The 803-nt window shown below is 62.6% G+C and carries 1 pseudogene; it reads right to left on the reverse strand.

What is annotated here, in order from left to right:
* Positions 1 to 81 precede the first annotated feature (81 nt).
* A pseudogene (gene metK, locus ABB26_RS18380) lies at positions 82 to 803 on the reverse strand (methionine adenosyltransferase); the annotation flags it as partial.

The following is an 803-nucleotide window of genomic DNA, read 5'->3' on the forward strand; positions in this document are numbered from 1 at the left end:
TGTCTGATTTTGTGTGATAGTAGCAACCAACCATCGAGCTGTCCACCCTGCATATCGTCGGCAGCGTCAGATGTGTATAAAGGACACGTAGCGGGCAGCGTAGGCGGCCGAACGGTCAACCTTGGACGGGTCCTTGCCGGAGAACGCGCCACCACCGTGACGGGCCATGCCGCCGTAGGTGTCGACGATGATCTTGCGGCCGGTCAGGCCGCAGTCGCCCACCGGGCCGCCGATCACGAAGATGCCGGTCGGGTTGATGTGCACCTTGTTCTTCGGCAGCTTGTCCAGCCATGCCTTCGGCAGGACCGGCTTGAGGATGTGCTCGCGCACGGCCTCGATCAGGTCCTTCTGCTTGATGCCCGGGTCGTGCTGGGTCGACAGCACCACCGCATCCAGGCCTTCGATCTTGCCGTCCTGGGCGTAGCGCAGGGTGACCTGGCTCTTGGCGTCCGGACGCAGCCACGGCAGCGGCGAGTTCTTCTTCTTGCGGACCTTGGCCTGCTGCTCGACCAGACGGTGCGAGTAATAGAGCGGCGCCGGCATGAATTCCGGGGCTTCGTTGCAGGCATAGCCGAACATCAGGCCCTGGTCGCCAGCGCCCTGTTCTTCCAGCTTCTTGCTCTTCTTGTCGGTACCGTCAACGCCGGCGGCGATGTCCGGGGACTGCTTGCCGAGCATGTTGATGATGGCGCAGGTGTGACCGTCGAAGCCGACATTGGAGTTGTCGTAGCCGATCTGGTTGATCACGTTGCGGGTCAGGTCTTCGATGTCGACCCACGCAGAGGTGGTGACTTCGCCGGCGA

This window comes from Stenotrophomonas humi, from assembly GCF_001431415.1.
Taxonomy (GTDB): Bacteria; Pseudomonadota; Gammaproteobacteria; order Xanthomonadales; family Xanthomonadaceae; genus Stenotrophomonas; species Stenotrophomonas humi.